At 46.6% G+C, this 17,746-nt stretch carries 14 protein-coding genes and 2 pseudogenes; 7 read left to right on the forward strand and 9 right to left on the reverse strand.

What is annotated here, in order from left to right; genetic code table 11:
• Positions 1-229: 229 nt before the first annotated feature.
• The 5 genes from AB8599_RS22000 to puuE all read right to left on the reverse strand — a co-directional run bounded on the left by AB8599_RS22000 (position 230) and on the right by puuE (position 4,795).
• Positions 230-1,450, reverse strand: coding sequence for a urate hydroxylase PuuD (locus AB8599_RS22000; RefSeq protein WP_407333862.1), 1,221 nt, complete (start codon positions 1,448-1,450; stop codon positions 230-232).
• A 182-nt stretch (positions 1,451-1,632) separates the two neighbouring features.
• Entirely contained in the window at positions 1,633-2,160 is a 528-nt protein-coding gene (locus tag AB8599_RS22005; protein ID WP_407333863.1) for an ureidoglycolate lyase, read from the reverse strand.
• Between the two features lie 41 nt (positions 2,161-2,201).
• Complete coding sequence (alc, locus tag AB8599_RS22010) at positions 2,202-3,194, reverse strand: allantoicase (protein WP_407333864.1); 993 nt, start codon at positions 3,192-3,194, stop codon at positions 2,202-2,204.
• A gap of 144 nt (positions 3,195-3,338) precedes the next feature.
• Positions 3,339-3,854 (reverse strand): 2-oxo-4-hydroxy-4-carboxy-5-ureidoimidazoline decarboxylase, encoded by a 516-nt coding sequence (gene uraD / locus AB8599_RS22015; protein WP_407333865.1) that lies wholly within the window; start codon positions 3,852-3,854, stop codon positions 3,339-3,341.
• An 8-nt stretch (positions 3,855-3,862) separates the two neighbouring features.
• The gene (puuE, locus tag AB8599_RS22020) at positions 3,863-4,795 is read right to left on the reverse strand and encodes an allantoinase PuuE (RefSeq protein WP_407333866.1); all 933 of its coding nucleotides are present in this window, start codon (positions 4,793-4,795) and stop codon (positions 3,863-3,865) included.
• Positions 4,796-5,302: 507 nt separating this feature from the next.
• Between puuE and uraH the strand changes: the two genes are divergently transcribed.
• The 5 genes from uraH (at position 5,303) to AB8599_RS22045 (ending at position 11,161) form a co-directional block, all read left to right on the forward strand.
• Positions 5,303-5,656: a hydroxyisourate hydrolase gene (gene uraH / locus AB8599_RS22025; protein ID WP_407333867.1), complete on the forward strand. Its 354-nt coding sequence runs from the start codon at positions 5,303-5,305 to the stop codon at positions 5,654-5,656.
• Between the two features lie 132 nt (positions 5,657-5,788).
• Positions 5,789-7,129, forward strand: coding sequence for an NCS2 family permease (locus AB8599_RS22030; RefSeq protein WP_407334452.1), 1,341 nt, complete (start codon positions 5,789-5,791; stop codon positions 7,127-7,129).
• 124 nt (positions 7,130-7,253) lie between these two features.
• The gene (locus AB8599_RS22035) at positions 7,254-8,687 is read left to right on the forward strand and encodes a nucleobase:cation symporter-2 family protein (protein WP_407333868.1); all 1,434 of its coding nucleotides are present in this window, start codon (positions 7,254-7,256) and stop codon (positions 8,685-8,687) included.
• Between the two features lie 99 nt (positions 8,688-8,786).
• Positions 8,787-10,154 (forward strand): 8-oxoguanine deaminase, encoded by a 1,368-nt coding sequence (locus AB8599_RS22040; protein WP_407333869.1) that lies wholly within the window; start codon positions 8,787-8,789, stop codon positions 10,152-10,154.
• Between the two features lie 218 nt (positions 10,155-10,372).
• Positions 10,373-11,161: a phytanoyl-CoA dioxygenase family protein gene (locus AB8599_RS22045; RefSeq protein ID WP_407333870.1), complete on the forward strand. Its 789-nt coding sequence runs from the start codon at positions 10,373-10,375 to the stop codon at positions 11,159-11,161.
• 54 nt (positions 11,162-11,215) lie between these two features.
• Here the strand turns inward: AB8599_RS22045 and AB8599_RS22050 are convergent.
• Positions 11,216-11,356 (reverse strand): annotated as a pseudogene (locus AB8599_RS22050) (alpha-amylase family glycosyl hydrolase); the annotation flags it as partial.
• Positions 11,357-11,724: 368 nt separating this feature from the next.
• Here AB8599_RS22050 and AB8599_RS22055 point away from each other — a divergent pair.
• The gene (locus tag AB8599_RS22055; RefSeq protein WP_407333871.1) at positions 11,725-13,947 is read left to right on the forward strand and encodes a beta-glucosidase family protein; all 2,223 of its coding nucleotides are present in this window, start codon (positions 11,725-11,727) and stop codon (positions 13,945-13,947) included.
• Between the two features lie 567 nt (positions 13,948-14,514).
• On the opposite strand, the gene AB8599_RS22060 is transcribed toward AB8599_RS22055, so the two are convergent.
• The gene (locus AB8599_RS22060) at positions 14,515-15,477 is read right to left on the reverse strand and encodes a transposase (RefSeq protein WP_407333872.1); all 963 of its coding nucleotides are present in this window, start codon (positions 15,475-15,477) and stop codon (positions 14,515-14,517) included.
• 311 nt (positions 15,478-15,788) lie between these two features.
• Here AB8599_RS22060 and AB8599_RS22065 point away from each other — a divergent pair.
• Positions 15,789-16,016, forward strand: a pseudogene (locus AB8599_RS22065) (transposase); the annotation flags it as partial.
• Positions 16,017-16,116: 100 nt separating this feature from the next.
• Here AB8599_RS22065 and AB8599_RS22070 read toward each other — a convergent pair.
• Positions 16,117-16,671: an HNH endonuclease gene (locus tag AB8599_RS22070; RefSeq protein ID WP_407333873.1), complete on the reverse strand. Its 555-nt coding sequence runs from the start codon at positions 16,669-16,671 to the stop codon at positions 16,117-16,119.
• Between the two features lie 341 nt (positions 16,672-17,012).
• Positions 17,013-17,627: a TetR/AcrR family transcriptional regulator gene (locus AB8599_RS22075; protein ID WP_407333874.1), complete on the reverse strand. Its 615-nt coding sequence runs from the start codon at positions 17,625-17,627 to the stop codon at positions 17,013-17,015.
• Between the last annotated feature and the right edge of the window lie 119 nt (positions 17,628-17,746).

Here is a 17,746-nt window from a genome sequence, read left to right on the forward strand (position 1 = left end):
CTGCGAGTATAACCAAAACTCGTAACCAAATCTCGCCAAATGTTAAAAATTATCCATCTTATTTTAATGTCGAGTTGAGGTTGATTATTTAGCTCAATTCAACCAATCAGAGTCTATAGGGACATTGGATTTGAAATCCTTGATTTACCGCAGATATAACAAAAAACCACCTCATCTAGAGGTGGCCAAAATTGATTTTTGCGTGTTGGATTAATGTTTTGTAACAGCACTACTGAATGGCAGCACCCGAAGCCGCCCATTGCCCGATCAATTCTCGCTCTTCTTGCGTCATCTTCGTTAAGTTACCCAAAGGCATGATATTTGTGGAAACCGATTGTGCGACTATTCTCGTCACTTCGAGCTGTATTTGCTCAGGCGTATCTAACATCACACCAGCAGGAGCAACCGCAAATGCGGGATGTGTCGGCGCTTGGGAGTGGCATACCGTGCAACGTTCCGAAATAATGGTTTTCACTTCAACAAACGCAAGCGAATTTTCAAATTGGGCTGACGTATCTGCCGCTTGTGGCGTTTCAGCTGAAGGAGCAACCGGTGAAGAAGCGGGTGCAGACACATACGCTAAACAAATCATTCCCAGCGCAGCTGCTGGTAGTGTCCATGCATATTTTTGGCTCGCATGTCGTGTGTTGAAATAGTGGCGAACCAAAACACTGAGCAACGAAACACCCGCCAATACCGCCCAATTGAACTCATGGCCATAAGTGCTGGGGAAATGGTTGCTGATCATGATAAACAACACTGGCAAAGTCAGATAGTTATTGTGTCGCGAACGCAGTAACGCTTTGGCTGGCAGGCTTGGATCAGGCGCTCTCTGTTCCTCAATCGCTTTCACCAAAGCGCGCTGCCCTGGCATGATCACACGGAACACGTTACCCACCATGATGGTACCGATAATGGCACCGACATGAATGTATGCACCACGACCGCTAAACACTAAGCTTAGGGCCCACGCTGCGAACACCAAACCAACGAACAGCGCCACACCCAATAGCATGGGCTTTTTGCCCAGTGCCGAATCACAGAGAAAGTCATAAACAAACCATCCTGCAACGAGTGAAGCGATACCGATCATGACTGTCGTGCTTGCGCTAAATTCTGACCCCGGTTTTACCAAGTAAATGTCGGCATTTGCGTAGAACACGATGAAAAGCAATGTCATGCCCGTGATCCACGTGAAATACGCTTCCCATTTAAACCAATGTAAGGTTTCAGGCATTTTGTCTGGGGCGAGTTTGTATTTTTCTAAGTGATAAATTCCGCCACCATGAATGGCCCACAAATCACCCGACAAACCATCGCGCGGGTTTTGTCGATTTAAGTTATTTTCCAACCATACAAAGTAAAACGACGCACCAATCCATGCCACGCCAGTGATCATGTGCATCCAGCGAACCGCTATATTGAGCCATTCCGTGATATAAGGATCCATTACACTCTCCTTTTTGGAGGCCGTAGCTCGTACCCATTCAATACGCACTCAATGCTCACTGAGATAGCGCATCTTGGCATTGCTTGGGTAAATTATCGGCTACGTCATCCCTTTCAATTTTTCTCAGATATTGGCTATTGCATTAAGCCAAGCATGGATCGCTTGGCTTTGATAAGCTCAATTCACAAATCAGGTGCCAATATCACACGTGTTTGTTCTGAAAAGAAAAACTCGTCACAGTTATTCCCCGCACCTTCTCGGTCAACCACCAAAAACTTATCGTTTGGTGTCAACGCCAGTACAGGGTGATGCCACACGCTGCGGTGATAGTTCACCCCTTGCGTGCCTTTGGCATAGAAAGCGCGGATCGAGAGAAGATCCGGCTCATCCCCCACAGGCGCGACTAACACTAAATAGTCGTTACCCAACAGCGGCATAAATGCCTGTGAGCCTTTCGGATGACGCTCCATCATCTTGACGGAAAGTGGATAGGAAAGCGGTGTTGCCTCAAAAATGTTGATGATTACACCACTTCCTTCATCTACCTGTGTGGTAGCTAGTTTGTGGTAACGCCGAGTAGAGCCGTTGTTGATCATGAAGAACTCTCGGTCTTCCGCTTCAATCACATCACCAAATGGCGCAAAGCTATATTGCGTCAGAGGTTCCGGTTTCAGCGTAATGATATTGTCGAAGGCAATCTGTTTTTCCATATCCTTTGTCATCCTTGGACGGTCTGCAACGAGTCAGCTTCTCAGCCAGATTTACGACCAAATAAGCGCACACGGCTAATGCCGCCATCGGGAAAGATATTCACCCTGACGTGAGAAATCATACCCAATGGGTTTAGTTGATCGGCAAACTCATGAATGTTGTCCGCAGACAACTTCTGACTTGGCAGCAGTTCACGCCAGAATAAGCTTTGCGTGGCGATTTGATCGTCCGTACCGCCTTCAACAAATGCGGCTTGAATAGACATGCTATCAGGGTAGTTACCTTTAAAGTGCGCGGTATCAACAACAATACGATCAACCAAACCTGCATGGCCCAACGACAAGATAACCCAATCGTTACCGGGTACACGTCGACGCGCCGTCTCCCAGCCGTCACCCATATTTACGCCACGACCCGGCATGATGAGATTACTCATATGACCAAAGTGTTGATCGTTACACGTCAGCGCCCTGCCGCCATTTTCGACAGCAAGCAGATCCAATTCTTGTTCAGGACTAACGCGATCCCAGTCCATTTCGGGATGACCATACACACGTAGTCGAGCGACCCCCCCATCGGGATAAATGTGGAATCTAACGTGGGTACAAGGCTTCTGAGAGGAGATGTCAGCAAAATGATGGCTATCGCCATTGAGGCTTAAAGCGGGTAACAGTGCATCCCATTTTTGATCTGAGGCTGGATCGCCATCCGGGCAATAACACCCTTCTAATGACGCGGACGGCGGGTAGTTTCCCGTGAAGTGAGACGTATCAATATCCACACCAATCACTTTGCCCGGCAGACCTAATTTGACGACACAGTAATCATGGCCTTCTTCACGCTTACGGCGTGATTCCCAGCCATCCATCCATTTGCCGTTATCGTCATAAACATCTGCTTTCCATTGCGCAGGGGCGTCGTCAACAAGACGTTGCTTATCCGCGAAGAAGTCGTCCGTTGCATAAATGACCTGCGTGCCTAGCCTGCTGCTGGCGAGATTGACGAGTTTGGTGAAATCAGGACGATTATCCATTTTCGTTGCTTCCTTCAAGAGTAAGAAGCGTCTTTTTCCCTTTCACTTTAGCAAGAAACCAATAACCGATTTCCAGCGAGCTTCAATTTGCGAGACGCTGTATTCGCCGTCAACATGGATCGTTAATAGACGGCGGCCAGAGAGCTACAAATCACGTAGCCTAAACAAAGCGATTTTGTTGATTTCCGCAATCGCTGTGTTGAATTCAGTGATAACGTCATTTTCCAAACGACGTTCAAACGCTTCCAAGATCAAATGCCGATTGGCCCCCTTCACCGCCATGATAAAAGGGAATTGAAACTTGTTTTTGTAGCGTTGGTTAAAATCCGTAAAACGCACAAATTCCTCGGTCGAGCATTGATCGATTCCCGCACTGGCCTGCTCAGTCGTGGACTCGGCAGTCAGTTCACCTGCTTGCGCAGCGCGTCCGGCTAAATCAGGGTGAGCCAGAATCACCTGCAATTTCGACGCATCATCGGCATTGTTCAGAACATGTGCCATTCGAGCATGAAGAACATCCTGATCATTGAAGGCTTGATCCAGCCCATCGCCATAAGCTTGCTCGGCGACCCAAGGGCTGTGTTCATAGACACCGCCAAAGGTTTGAACAAACTGATCTTTCGTTTGTTCACTCGGGCGACAAGACGAAAATAATCCCATTGTGCTACCTACTCCTTGGTCATGGTTGGATGTGGGTGGTTTTTGTGCCAGTGCTTAGCGATATCAACACGACGCGTTATCCATACACTGTCATGCTGTTTCACATATTCAATGAAGCGCTTCAACGACGCGAGTCGACCGGGCCGACCAATCAAACGGCAATGTAACCCGATAGACAGCATCTTTGGGGCGTCTTGCCCTTCTTCATATAAGACATCGAAACTGTCTTTCAAATACTGGAAAAACTGCTCACCCGAGTTAAAGCCTTGTACCGTTGAAAAACGCATATCATTGGCATCTAACGAATAAGGAATCACCAGCTGAGGCTTGCCCGGCGGCGTACCCTCTTCATGCCAGTAAGGTAAGTCATCGTCATAAGCATCTGAATCATAAAGAAAGCCGCCTTCCTCAGCCACCAGCCTACGCGTATTCGGGCTGGTTCTGCCTGTGTACCAACCCACTGGGCGCTCACCTGCCACTTTCTCAATCGCGTCGATAGCTTTTGTCATGTCTGCGCGTTCGTCTTCCTCGCGCACATATTGGTAATCAATCCAACGATATCCATGGCTACAAATTTCATGGCCTTCGCTCACCATGGATTTAATCACCTCAGGATTTCGCTCAGCCGCCATGCCCACAGCAAAAATAGTCAGTGGAATTTCATGTTGTCGGAACAAGCGAAGCACGCGCCACACACCTGCACGCGAGCCGTACTCATACATAGATTCCATGCTGATGTGACGAACGCCGGCAAGAGGTTGCGCGGAGGGGATTTCAGACAAAAACGCTTCTGATTCCCTGTCGCCATGTAGAACGCAGCGCTCACCGCCTTCTTCAAAATTGAGTACAAATGAAACCGCAATTCGCGCCTCTCCTGGCCATCTAGGATGAGGAGGATGGGCACCATAGCCTTTCAAATCTCGAGGATAGTCACTACTCATCGCGCCATTCCTATCATTTATATGGGCCAAACTATTAGTCTCTCAGTCAAAGTCTTATTGGCTTTGCCACTGCGCTTTATCTATTTGTCATGCCAATGCAAGTAAAGCTCATTCAAAGCGCACTTATCTTTCGAGCGACGATTGCAATTTTAGTATTGCATTTTGTATACAATTTACAAGAACAAGTTAACTAAATGTTGCCGCGTTCATGTTTTCGCAAATTCAATTCTGAACGAATTACAGGCTATTTCTTCCTCTTCACCCTGTCACCGTATGGTTTCTTTGCTGATTCTCAAAATTAGCACTGCGTATTTTTTGACCTTTACAAGACTTAACTATTGTGTACATTTTAGTTTCTAGATGTGCACACAAGGTGGAATATTTGACACTGAGAATGCGTAGATCTTGGCAGCGAACCCTTCAAAACTTGGGCTTGCTAGGATTCATGTCACGAGTAAGCAAGCCCGTGCACAAGGGAATATCGATTCATAAAAGGACTAGGTGAAAATGGGAAAACTGACAACACATGTGTTGGATACCAGCAAAGGCAAACCCGGTTCAGAAATAGAAGTCACGCTATTTAGAGTCACGGGCAATAGCTTGGTGCATGTTGTGACTACAACGACAAACCATGATGGAAGAACCGATGAACCTCTGCTCCAAGGCGAGGATTTCCTAAAGGGAAAATATCAGTTGCAGTTCAATACGGCAGGATATTTTTACAAAACAGGCGTCACGTTAAGTGATGTGCCTTTTCTTGATGACGTGGTAATAAGGTTTGGCATTGACGACCCGAGCGCGCACTTCCACGTCCCTCTGCTGGTTTCGCCATACAGCTTTTCGACTTACCGAGGAAGCTAACACACGCTTCTCGAAATGACTCTCTGAACTCCAGCGACGCAAGACAAAGAAATACTACCAAGCAATCGCCCACGTTCTTAGTGTAAATGGACAGATAAAGTGCAAATGGACAGACGTAACAGGATGGAAATGATGGACAAAAATAGCACGGCTGAACAAACATCAGTGAAAAGTGGCTTTCTAGAGCGGTACTTTAAACTCAGTCAGCACGGTACATCAGTAAAGAATGAGTTTATCGGCGGGATCACCACCTTTGCCACCATGGCATACATCATTTTCGTGAACCCCAATATCATGGCAGCGTCTGGCATGGATCCCGGTGCACTTTTTGTTGCCACCTGCATCGGTGCGGCTATAGGCACGTTAATGATGGGGCTGTTTGCGAATTGGCCTGTTGGTCTTGCGCCAGGGATGGGGCTGAATGCATTTTTTGCCTTCACCGTTGTTGGCGAAATGGGTTACAGCTGGCAAGTCGCGCTCGGTGCAGTGTTTATTTCTGGTGTCATTTTTGTGGGTCTCAGCGTGTCACGCGTCCGTGAGTGGGTTATCGAAAGTATTCCCACCAGTTTGCGTTATGGCATGACAGCGGGTGTCGGTCTTTTCCTCGGGATTATCGGGTTAAAAAGCGCAGGCATCGTGGTTGGCAGCAATGCCACTCTTGTCACCTTAGGCGATTTCACTCAGCCCCCTGCCATTCTTGCCGCCGTCTGCTTCTTCATTATTTCCGTATTGTCCGTCAAAAAAGTATTTGGCTCCGTGCTCATCGGCATATTCAGCGTGACGCTCATTGGCCTTGGGCTCGGTCTTTTCGAGTACAACGGTATTTTTTCCGCACCACCAAGCATTGCACCCACCTTTATGGCCATGGATATCGCAGGCGCGTTAAATGTCGGGATGATCAGTATCATTCTCGCTTTCCTTTTCGTGAACATGTTCGATACCGCGGGTACGCTAATGGGCGTGGCTGAGCGCGCAAAGTTAGTCAACAAAGAAACAGGCAAAATAGATGGGCTACCAAAGGCGCTCAAAGCAGACAGTCTGTCGAGCGTCATCGGCGCTTGCTTTGGTTGTCCTCCTGTCACCAGTTATGTTGAAAGTGCGGCAGGTGTTTCTGCTGGTGCACGTACTGGCTTATCTGCGGTTGTGGTTAGCTTGTTGTTTCTGGCCGCTATTTTCCTCGCACCGCTGGCAGGAATGATCCCGGCCTACGCCACGGCCGGTGCACTGATTTATGTCGCATTTCTCATGATGAGCAGCATCAAAAACGTCAACTGGGACGACTTTACCGATTCCGTCCCCGCTGCTGTCACCGCACTCATGATGCCACTGACTTTTTCAATCTCAAACGGCATCGCATTGGGTTTCATCACTTACACCGTACTCAAGGCAGGCACCGGAAAGTTCTCAGATATTTCCATTGCTATGTATGCATTGAGCATTCTTTTTGTATTCAAACTCATCATTCTTGGATAACAAAAACATAGGGACCCGCAGAGGTCCCTTTTTCAATTTTAGACTTTTCAATCGGCATCAAGGGTAAACGGAATTTCACTATCATCGCTGTCAAAGGGAACCGAGACAGCAAGAGGAAAAAACTATGAAGTTGCTTTACGAATTAAACGACAGGCCCTCAGCAGGCTCAACATTCCTGCTAGCTCTGCAACATATGCTTGCTTCCATCGGCGGCATTATTGCTGTTCCTCTCATCGTCGGCGGCGCCATTGGATTGCCCGCAGGTGATATCGTCACGCTCATCAATGCTGCATTATTCGTTTCTGGCGCATTTACCATCGTGCAATGCCTTGGCGTCGGCCCTGTGGGTATTCGATTGCCCGTGGTCATGGGGTCAAGCTTCGCCTTCTTGGGGATAGCGATCGGCATAGGTAAAGCGGACGGCGTATCAGGCATTATGGGGGCAGCCCTCGTGGGTGCGTGTATGGTTATCGTTTCCGCTTTCTTCATGGAACAGATTAGAAAGCTATTTCCTCCCGTTGTCAGTGGTGTCGTGGTTACCTTGATTGGTTTAACCATTTTACCTGTCGCCATGAACTGGATTGGCGATGCCCCCGCTGGAAGTGACCAATTCGCCACACTGCCCAAGCTGTTTCTTGCTGCCATTTCTCTGTTGGTTGTTCTTTTAGTGTCTACCTATGCCAAAGGTGGCGTCGCAGCATCAGCCATTGTGATTGGCTTAGCAGGCGGCTACCTTGTCGCGCTTAGCATGGGCATGGTCAATCTCGAACAACTCCATAAATCCAGCTGGTTTGCCGCACCAGAGCCGTTCAAATTTGGGCTCAGTTTCTCGTGGCCCGCCATCATAGGGATGTGTCTCGCTTACATCGTGGTGATTGCCGAAGCAACAGGGGATTTCCTCGCGCTCGCCAATAACTGCCATCGCACCATTTCCGGCAAAGACCTCAAACGTGGCCTATTAGGTGATGGCATCGGCAGTGCCGTTGGTTCCTTCTTTGGTGCCATGCCTTTGGCGTCATTTAGTCAGAACGTCGGCATTGTTGGCATTACTGGCGTCGCAAGTCGGTTCGTTGTCGGTACAACGGGCGCTCTGCTGATCCTTGCTGGTTTATTCCCTAAATTCGGTGCGTTGGCCGTTTCCGTGCCCAAACCGGTACTAGGCGGCGTCGGTTTCATCATGTTCGGAATGATCGCTTACGCCGGTATTCGTATGTTAGTAAAAGCTGCCGACACACGCCGAAATGCCTTGGTGATTTGCGTCTCGTTAGCAGCAGGTTTAGCCGTCACCATTAAGCCTTCACTGCTTCAACACTTACATCACGACATTGCTCAGCTTCTGCACTCAGGCATCACCACGGGCACGATTGTTGCCGTGATGTTGAACCTTGTATTGCCGAAATCGAAAGAAGACGTGACTGCTGAACGTGAGGCCGAAGAGGAAGAAATGAACAGCGAACACACTCAGCCATTGAACGAAGACACTGCTGATCCCGTGATAGTTCGCGCTGCTCCGCCAAAAGACGCGCCATTGGATGAAGATTCCAAGCCGACGCCCTAATCCTCACCTAGCACGTTATCGCCCCGTTCATTCGGGGCGATTGTCTTCCAAAACGCTGTTCGCAATCACACTGAATTCAACGTCAAAGGATCTTCACTCATGGCGACAATCTGGCTTAAAACACCTCTCGCAATTTGGACGGGCACTAACGAAGACGCTTCCGGTGGTGTGGTGATTGATGGTAATACCATCATTGAACTGGTCGCGAAGAACGCCCTACCATCCGTCAATATCGATCAGATTGTGGATGCCTCAGAACATGTGGTGTTACCGGGCTTGATTAACGCGCACCACCACTTCTACCAAACCCTTACTCGCGCCTATCCTGATGCACTGGACAAAGAGCTGTTTCATTGGCTCAAAGCGCTGTATCCAGTGTGGGCAGGGTTGGATGAAGACATGATGCGTTTAGGCACAGAACTCGCATCAGCAGAGCTATTACTTTCAGGGTGTACAACCGCTTCCGATCACCATTATTTGATACCGGTTGGCCTCGAACACGCGATCGACATTCAGGTGGAAGCGACCCGAGCTCTAGGACTAAGAACGGTGCTAACCCGGGGTTCGATGAGCCTTGGTGAAGATCAAGGCGGCCTACCACCAAGGCACACCATTCAAACCGAACAATCCATTATTGATGACAGCCTTCGTTTGATCCGCGATTACCATCAAGCGGAATATGGCGGAATGACACACATTGCCCTCGCCCCGTGTTCGCCATTTTCAGTCACCACAGAGTTGATGAAAGAAACCGCTCACGTCGCCAAGCAGCACAATGTCATGCTTCACACGCACCTCTGTGAAACCATCGACGAAGAAGCCTTTTGCTTAGAAAAATTCGGTCTGCGACCCGTCGATTACCTCGAAGATGTCGGCTGGCTTCACAACCGAACATGGCTCGCACACGGAATCCACTTTAATGATGAAGAGATCAAACGATTGGGTCAGGCCGGTATTGGCATTTGCCATTGCCCGAGCTCAAACATGATGCTGGCTTCAGGTATTTGTCGGAATTTGGAGCTCGAAGCAGCAGGCGCGTCTGTCGGGTTAGGCGTGGATGGTTCCGCCTCCAACGACGGTTCAAACCTCGTCAATGAACTTCGAATGGCCACCTATATTCAGCGTCTACGATACGGTTCCGCCAAGGTTAGTCATCTCGATGCGTTCCGCTGGGCAACCCAAGGCTCTGCTAAAAACATCGGGCGCAGTGACATCGGGACTCTGTCCAAAGGCATGCTGGCAGACATCGCGATGTTCAAACTCGATGAAATCCAATTCTCCGGCAGTCACGATCCACTTGCCGCTCTCGTGCTGTGTGGCGCACACCGTGCAGACAACGTCATGGTGAATGGAGAATGGCGCGTGAAAGATGGTGAACTTATTGATGTCGATACACAAGAGTTGATGGTGAAGCATCGCGCCGCAGCGCGGAGATTGGCGGAAAAGGCACAACAGTTAACACGCTGAGTGTGGCTTTCTAAGTAGCTTCAAATCACATGATGATTTGATAAACCGCCTTATTCGAATCATCTGGTGATTAGAATAAAACGTTAGTCACCTTAAAACGTGGCAATGAAAACACGCTACCACGTGCAGCATTTCACTTGGTAGAACCACGGCTCTCTGGCATCATGCGCCCAAGACCGCCGTGGTCAGTGACGGCGCAGTAAATGTGAAGGTAATCAGTGTTAGAAAACAGCCAACAATTAAGCAACCGTTACGATGAACACGGTTACTTTGTTCTGAGAAATTATTTCGATGAAGCTCAAATTGCTTCACTAAGAAAAGTCATACTCAAATTCCACGAACTGTGGAAAGACGACAACAGAAGATTTTATCGAGAAGAAGCATTTAACTCATCGCTGATCACTGGCAGTGAATATCTGCCCGATGAAGACAGAGCCCAACTTTTTGAGTTCATCAGTTCCAAGAAAATCATGAATGTGGTGGATGCGGTGATACCGGAAAATCCCACGTTCATGAACACGCAATTGTTCTTCAACCCCGTGAATCCCGAACAAAAAGATTTCTGGCATCGCGACTGTCAATACGACTATGACATAGAAGATCAAATGAGAGTGATACAGGAAACCCAAGTGTTGCATCTTCGTGTGCCATTGTTTGATGAACTCGGCATGGAGATCATCCCTGGTACGCACAAGCGCTGGGACAATGAAGAAGAATACAACGTTCGCCAAGAAGTGAACGGTAAAGTCAGCAATGACCCCATCTCTGGAGGCATAAAAATCCCATTAGCGGCGGGTGATTTGTTGGTGTTTTCAGCAGATATGATCCACCGTGGCCTATACGGGCTGGATCGCTTGGCATTGGATATCTTGATTTTTGATTCAGCGGCAGATTATATCGATTACATTGATGACGACTGCTTGCCCACCCCATCGATACTGAACAAACTCGCCGACCCAAGGTTGTTTATTAACACGATGAACCTGAAATCATTGGCGTGTGCATAGAAAATATCCAGTCACGGCCCGCAGACGACTCCCCTTGTTAGGACAGTCAGTATTAACGCAGCCTCTACGATGTTCGTAGGAATGTTGTGCATGTTCGTCGTAGCCACAGAGAAAGGAGCGACGAACAAAGCGCGAAACGCAGTGATAATAAGATCTGGCGTCGACACTGATGAGAGAAGTGCGGGCTTTTGTCATTAACAGTAAAGTTGCTATCAATTAAACGATACAGAAATAATAACGTTCAACAGTTAACCATCCATCTTTTAGCATGGCCTCTGAACCTGAAAGCACAAAGCCATGAAACTGACAAATCTTTGCCTTTCTAGATGCGCCTGTCCCTCCTTATTTGCCCTTATTTTGCTCCTCCCTGCGGTTTTTAGTCATTTATTCCCAGATTCATATAACAAAAAGCGCCAACTATTCAAGTTGCGTCAGACTAGTGTTCAAGGACAAGAGATTGGCAATCAAAGACTACTTTATAAATTAATTTTTCGACAACAATTCAAAACATTGAAAAAGAGCTCAAGCACAAAAACAACACACCACACTTTGGAGAAAGATTAATGAACAAAAGGATTTTGCTCGTCGTTTATATCTCATTGCTGCTTCCATTTTTCGGACAAGCCGATGTTCAGTTTCCACAACCGCCTTCGCCACCACCACCGGAAAGTGAAATTCCAACGCCGGAAATTACGCTACAAACAGGTCGCCCAAATGTAGAGTGGGTCTCTGGCGCGTTTAAACCGTATGTCGACTTTCAAACAGCTCGAGAAAGGGCCGAGGCACTTGTTCAACAAATGACAGTTGATGAAAAGATTGAGCTTGTTGGTGGGTACACCTACTTTGGAACCGTCCCTATTCCTCGGCTCGGTATCCCAATGATCACCATGTCAGATGCAACCGCTGGAATAAGTCAAGCCAACTGGATGCAAGGCAATGAGTCATCGTATTTACATAACAAGGTTACGCAATTCCCTGCTCCTATTATGTGGGCTTCTACATTTGATGAACGCATTGCAGGTTTAGTTGGAAAAGCTGTTGCAAAGGAAATGAAACAAGTCGGTATTGATGTTCTCCTTGGCCCGGGCATGAATATGTATCGCGTAGCGGAAAATGGCCGAAATTTCGAATATTTTGGCGAAGATCCTTTTCTTGTATCTCGGTTAGTTGAAAATTATGTTCCCGCCGCACAAAATCAAGGCCTAATGACGACACTCAAGCACTTTGTTGGTAATGAGTCTGATTTTTATAGAAAAACACATAACTCTATTATTGATGAACGCACACTACATGAAATTTATTTCCCTCCGTTTAAAGCAGGTATAGATGCGGGCGCATTAGGCGTCATGATGGCATACAATTTGTTAAACGATCACTACACTGCTGAGAGTTCTGAAGTCTTTGATTACTTGTTAAGTGACCTAAATTTTAAAGGCTTTACCGTCAGTGATTGGTGGTCTGTTTGGAATGGCAAAAAAGCTTTTGAAGCAGGTCTTAATCTAGAGATGCCTTGGGGCGGCCAGGTTCAAAACTATCTCCGCAGCCTCAAGGATGATCTAGACACCTTCCCCATGAAAGAATTGGAGAGAACCATCCTGCCGCTCCTAACCTCAATGATCCAAATGGGCTTTCTTGATGGCAAAGACAAACCCTCAGGTCTTGACCAAAGCATGATGAACGAACATGCAGAGATCGTAAGAACCATTGCAGCTGAAGGCACCGTTTTATTGAGAAATAACAACAATGTTTTGCCTTTGAAAACCAATGAAAGCATTTTGGTCGTCGGTAAGTTCGCAAATGTCGTCCCTAAAGGTATAGGTTCAGCAGGCGTCGGTGGCTTCGGACACATTCCGTTGATCCGTTCATTGGAGAAGCGCCTCCTTCGAAATGTCTCATATGTACAAGATCCAACAGACGAGCAACTGCGTAATGCCGACAAAGTGGTTGTCGCGACAGGACGGGAAGTGGGTGAAGCTCTCGATTACTCATTTGAATTACCCACAGAAGACGAAAGCTTCATCCAACGCGTCATTAATGCTAACAGCAATACCGTGGTACTCGTTACTTCAGGTAATGGCGTTGACATGAGTCACTGGGATCGCGCAGCGGCAATCATGTGGTCTTCATATCCTGGCTTTGTGGGGTCCGATGCAATCGCCGATCTTCTCGTCGGAAACCTCAATCCTTCTGGTAAACTCCCATTTACTATTGCTAAAGATATCACTCGCTCACCTGGGTATGGATATCGTGACGATTTCGACTCATCTTTATCAATTGCTTCATCGGCTTTCGAGCAGCTACTCGATACTATTTGCGGTCCCAATTGCAGAAAGATCTCTAACAATGAATATAAAGAAGGGATCTATACGGGTTATCGCTGGTATGACAAATACAATGAAAAACCACAATTTCCTTTTGGGTTTGGCCTCTCCTACTCAACGTTTGAGTTAAGTAACCTGAGAATAACCCCTGGAAATGAACATGGTAGCTACTCAATACGCGTGGATGTGAGTAACGTCAAGGGAAATGGCGGTTCCGAAGTTGTCCAGCTTTATATTGGACAAAATAACCCAAGTGTTCACCGTCCATCAAAGGAACTGAAAGGGTTTAAGAAAATCTTTGTAGAAGCAGGAAAAACAGAAACTGTAACCATAGAGATTAACAAGGAAGACTTTTCTTTCTGGCATCCATCGAAGAAAAAATGGGTAACTGAAAGTGATGTCTTTACTATTATGGTCGGCAACGCTTCTGACAACCTAGATTTGGTGCAAACGCTTTCCTTGTAACGTAATAGAGGGTATAGCAATAAGAGCTGGTTAAGCCAGCTCTTATCGTTTTTCAACTAACCATTTCCCTCCTCTCGCGCCATTCGGTATTTCATTCTCCTGACATACCAAATACGGTTGACACTTATCTTGATAACAATAGGGATAACAATCGGACAGTCACATTAAAAATCGTCACTTTGGAAAAGAAGAATACATCTCTCATGTCTGTGTTCTGTTGTTCAAAAGGGTGTTTTTGGAGATGGATAAAAGGGATTCAAACTAGATTTCAAAGGAGATCTACATATAACAGGTATGCGAAAATCACCAATGTGGTGATTGTTAGAGCTTGCAGGAAGTGTGATAACAATAGGACAGTTGTGATAACAATAGGACAGTCACATTAAAAATCGTCACTTTGGAAAAGAAGAATACATCTCTCATGTCTGTGTTCTGTTGTTCAAAAGGGTGTTTTTGGAGATGGATAAAAGGGGTTCAAACTAGATTTCAAAGGAGATCTACATATAACAGGTATGCGAAAATCACCAATGTGGTGATTGTTAGAGCTTGCAGGAAGTGTTGCCGACGCTAGCTCGTCGCGATGCGAAACCCGCAAAGTCGTTTTCGTCCAAGCAAGGGCAGCGCTGTTTTGATGGATGATTCAGAGCCAATCAAGGTTCCCCTTTCAACTTGCGCGTAGGTACTAAGCCACTCATCTGAATCAAACCCTAGGCGGTTGAGTATCTCAGGTTCATGATGATCAATATGACCGCGCTTATCCTCTCGGCATTGACGCCCTGTCCAATCAACCAACTCTAAATAATCCATCAAGCGAAAAGGTATACCATCAGGCATATTTTTTCTGGGGTTTCCCGCAAAAGGCAGCAACCCAACAGCGCCCGGTTTATCAGTCTCTACCGCTTCAATTCTCGCTTTCACACTCGTGAAATCAGACGTTTCCGGCGTGTCGGCAATCGCAGCACGTACTGGATTTAAATCCACATAAGCCATCGCTGCCGCTAAAGCTTTTTCATCTAACAGCGCCTGACTTTTAAACCGTCCTTCCCAGAAGTGGCCGGTACATTTATCTTCTTTGTTGGCCTCTGACGCAATATGTTGATTGAGTAACCGCATGAACCAGCTAATCGAAGCAAGCCTCTCCCGCCACACTTCAATGATCTCACTGCATCGTTCAGCTTCCGCCTCTGACAGCTTATCGCCTTGAATAAAACGTTGGATAAGTGAAGGCCCTCGATGAAACGCCAACCAGCGCTCAACAACATCACTTTGAGCCAGCTCTTTGGCCTTTTCCATATTGATATGAAGAACCACATGGTAATGATTGCTCATAATGGCGTAAGCACAAATATCGACACAGAATGCATTTGCCAACGCTAACAACCGTTTTTCAATCCAGCCTCTACGATGTTCGTAGGATTGCTGTGCGTGTTCGTCGTAGCCACAGAGAAAGGAGCGACGAACACAGCGCGAAACGCAGTGATAATAAGGAGTGGCGTCGACACTGATGAGAGAGGCGCGGGCTTTTGTCATTGGCAGTAAAGTGGCTATCAATTAAACGATACAGAGATAATATCGTTCGTCAGTTAACCATTCATCTTTGAGCATTGCCTTTGAGTCTGAAAGCACAAAGCCATGAAACTGATAAATCTATGCCTTTCTAAATGTGCCTGTCCCGTTTTATTTAACCATTCATCATTGAGCATTGTCTTTGAGCCTGAAGCACAAAGCCATGAAACTGATAAATCTATGCCTTTCTAAATGTGCCTGTCCCCTTTATTTCCCTCTGTCCCACTTTATTCTTTAAATGTGCCTGTCCCGCTTTATTCAACGTGCCTGTCCCGCTTTATTTTGAGGTATTGATGTGGTGGAACGGTCTCATTGCGACAAAAGCTAAATGGCAATACGACTTTCAAGCCAACACCATTAAGCATCGGCGTGTTCTCTCTATTCCACGCTTGGGACGAGAGGTAAGAAAGCATCGACGGTATTGCATCAATGAACAGCAATATCAATGGGCTATGCTCGAATACCAGAGGCTGACTCATTCATCAGGGTTGGGCGAATTATGAGGGGATCCTTCAGCGCCGCATTAAGCGGACAAAAATAGTGGGTTAAAATGTGTAACGAAGCGAAACGTAACCCACTGTTTTTTGTCCGCTTAATGCCTTGTTATAGCGCGTTCATATCACTGTAATGCTTCAAAAGACCTACATAAGTCGACACCGTCATTTTAGTGCCCAATCCACTGTAACCTGATTGGGGCCAATGTATACCAGAGTGTTTTAAAGACCACTCTTTAAATGCAGAGTCACTGGATAATTTAGTTAACGCTTCGAACTCAGAGTGACTAATATCAAATTCAGAGAGAGTTAATTCAATTTTCGCCATTAGTCGCTTTAAATAACTCTGCTTCGCCATCCACTGAAACATAATGTCAGGAATGGTAGTATTAGGAGCCAAGTCATGACATTCCTTACACATTAAAACTAAATTTTTTGGGTGATCTTCACCACCTAATGACTTTGGAACTATGTGACAAATTTGAAGTGGAGCCTTACGCCATCCTCTTTTATATGAGCCTCTAATAACATCATGGCGACCTTCCCAGCCCTGCCCACAAGCCCAACAAGTAGGTTCATTTACATCAATATACATAGAGAATGAGTTTTCTTCACTCGCCCAGTAATCAACGACTTCAATAATATCAATGAGTTTACGATTCATAATTTCTCAGCGCTATAACAGTATATTCAAACCCAAACGGGGCATTTAAACACCACACTTTTTCCGATAACAACAGCACGCCAAAAGGTAAATTCTTTTAACATAAAAATTTTTTGATAATTTTAATCACATCTAAAAATAAATACTCGGATAAACACCCACCTAGCCCAACATCACTGCCTACTTTACCAGCCCAAAACTACCACAAAGTGCATAAATCTCGGCATGATTTAGGTCGCAGTTGAGCGCGGGTGATGAGTTTTCAATCAATAAATCGAGTAGGTTGTGAAGTGAGGCTATCTTTGCAGCTATTTCAAAGAGTTAAAGGGATATCAGCAACATCAATCCGCATGCTTCACACCACACCCTTTCAGTACCAGATTGACCAAAAACTCTGCGGCTTGTTCGAAGTCTTCGTCGTCGAGTTCATATTGCCCGCTCACTTGGCAAATCTGCCAGTTGAAGTCAGCGTAGGTTTGGGTGGAAGACCAAAGCATAAACATCAGATGCTTGGCGGGAACAGGGTCCATCCAACCTTGGGCAATCCAATAGTCGAACTTGTTGAGGATCATTCTGGACTGATCCATCAAGGCTTCTGCAATGTCTTTTGGCAAATGTGGCGCACCCGCCATCACTTCTGCGGCAAAGGTTTTTGATGCGGAGGCGTGGTCACGGGAAATTCGGAGTTTGGTGCGAATGTATTGAGTCAGCGCTTCTCTTGGGTCATCCAGCTGCTCAATCGGCAATGAGGCTTCGATCAACGGTAAGGTGACACTCTCCAATACCGCGCGGTAGAGGTTATCTTTGGTGTTGAAGTAGTAATAGAGGTTGGGCTTGGGGATTTCTGCGCGTTGTGCAATTTCGGCGGTTGTTGTGGCGGCATAGCCTTTTTCAGCAAACAGTTGGCTGGCAACGTCGATGATCTTTTCCTGATTTTTCGCCCTGATGCGTGACATTACCCGTCCATAGATTCATTAAGTGCTTAGCTCAACTCTAATGAATCAACGGCAAATCATCCAGTCGCACTGGCGGAATTCACGATAAATGAAACAAAAAAAAGCCCGTCGTGAAAGAA

This window comes from Enterovibrio litoreus, assembly GCF_045679545.1.
In the GTDB taxonomy this organism is placed as follows: domain Bacteria; phylum Pseudomonadota; class Gammaproteobacteria; order Enterobacterales; family Vibrionaceae; genus Enterovibrio.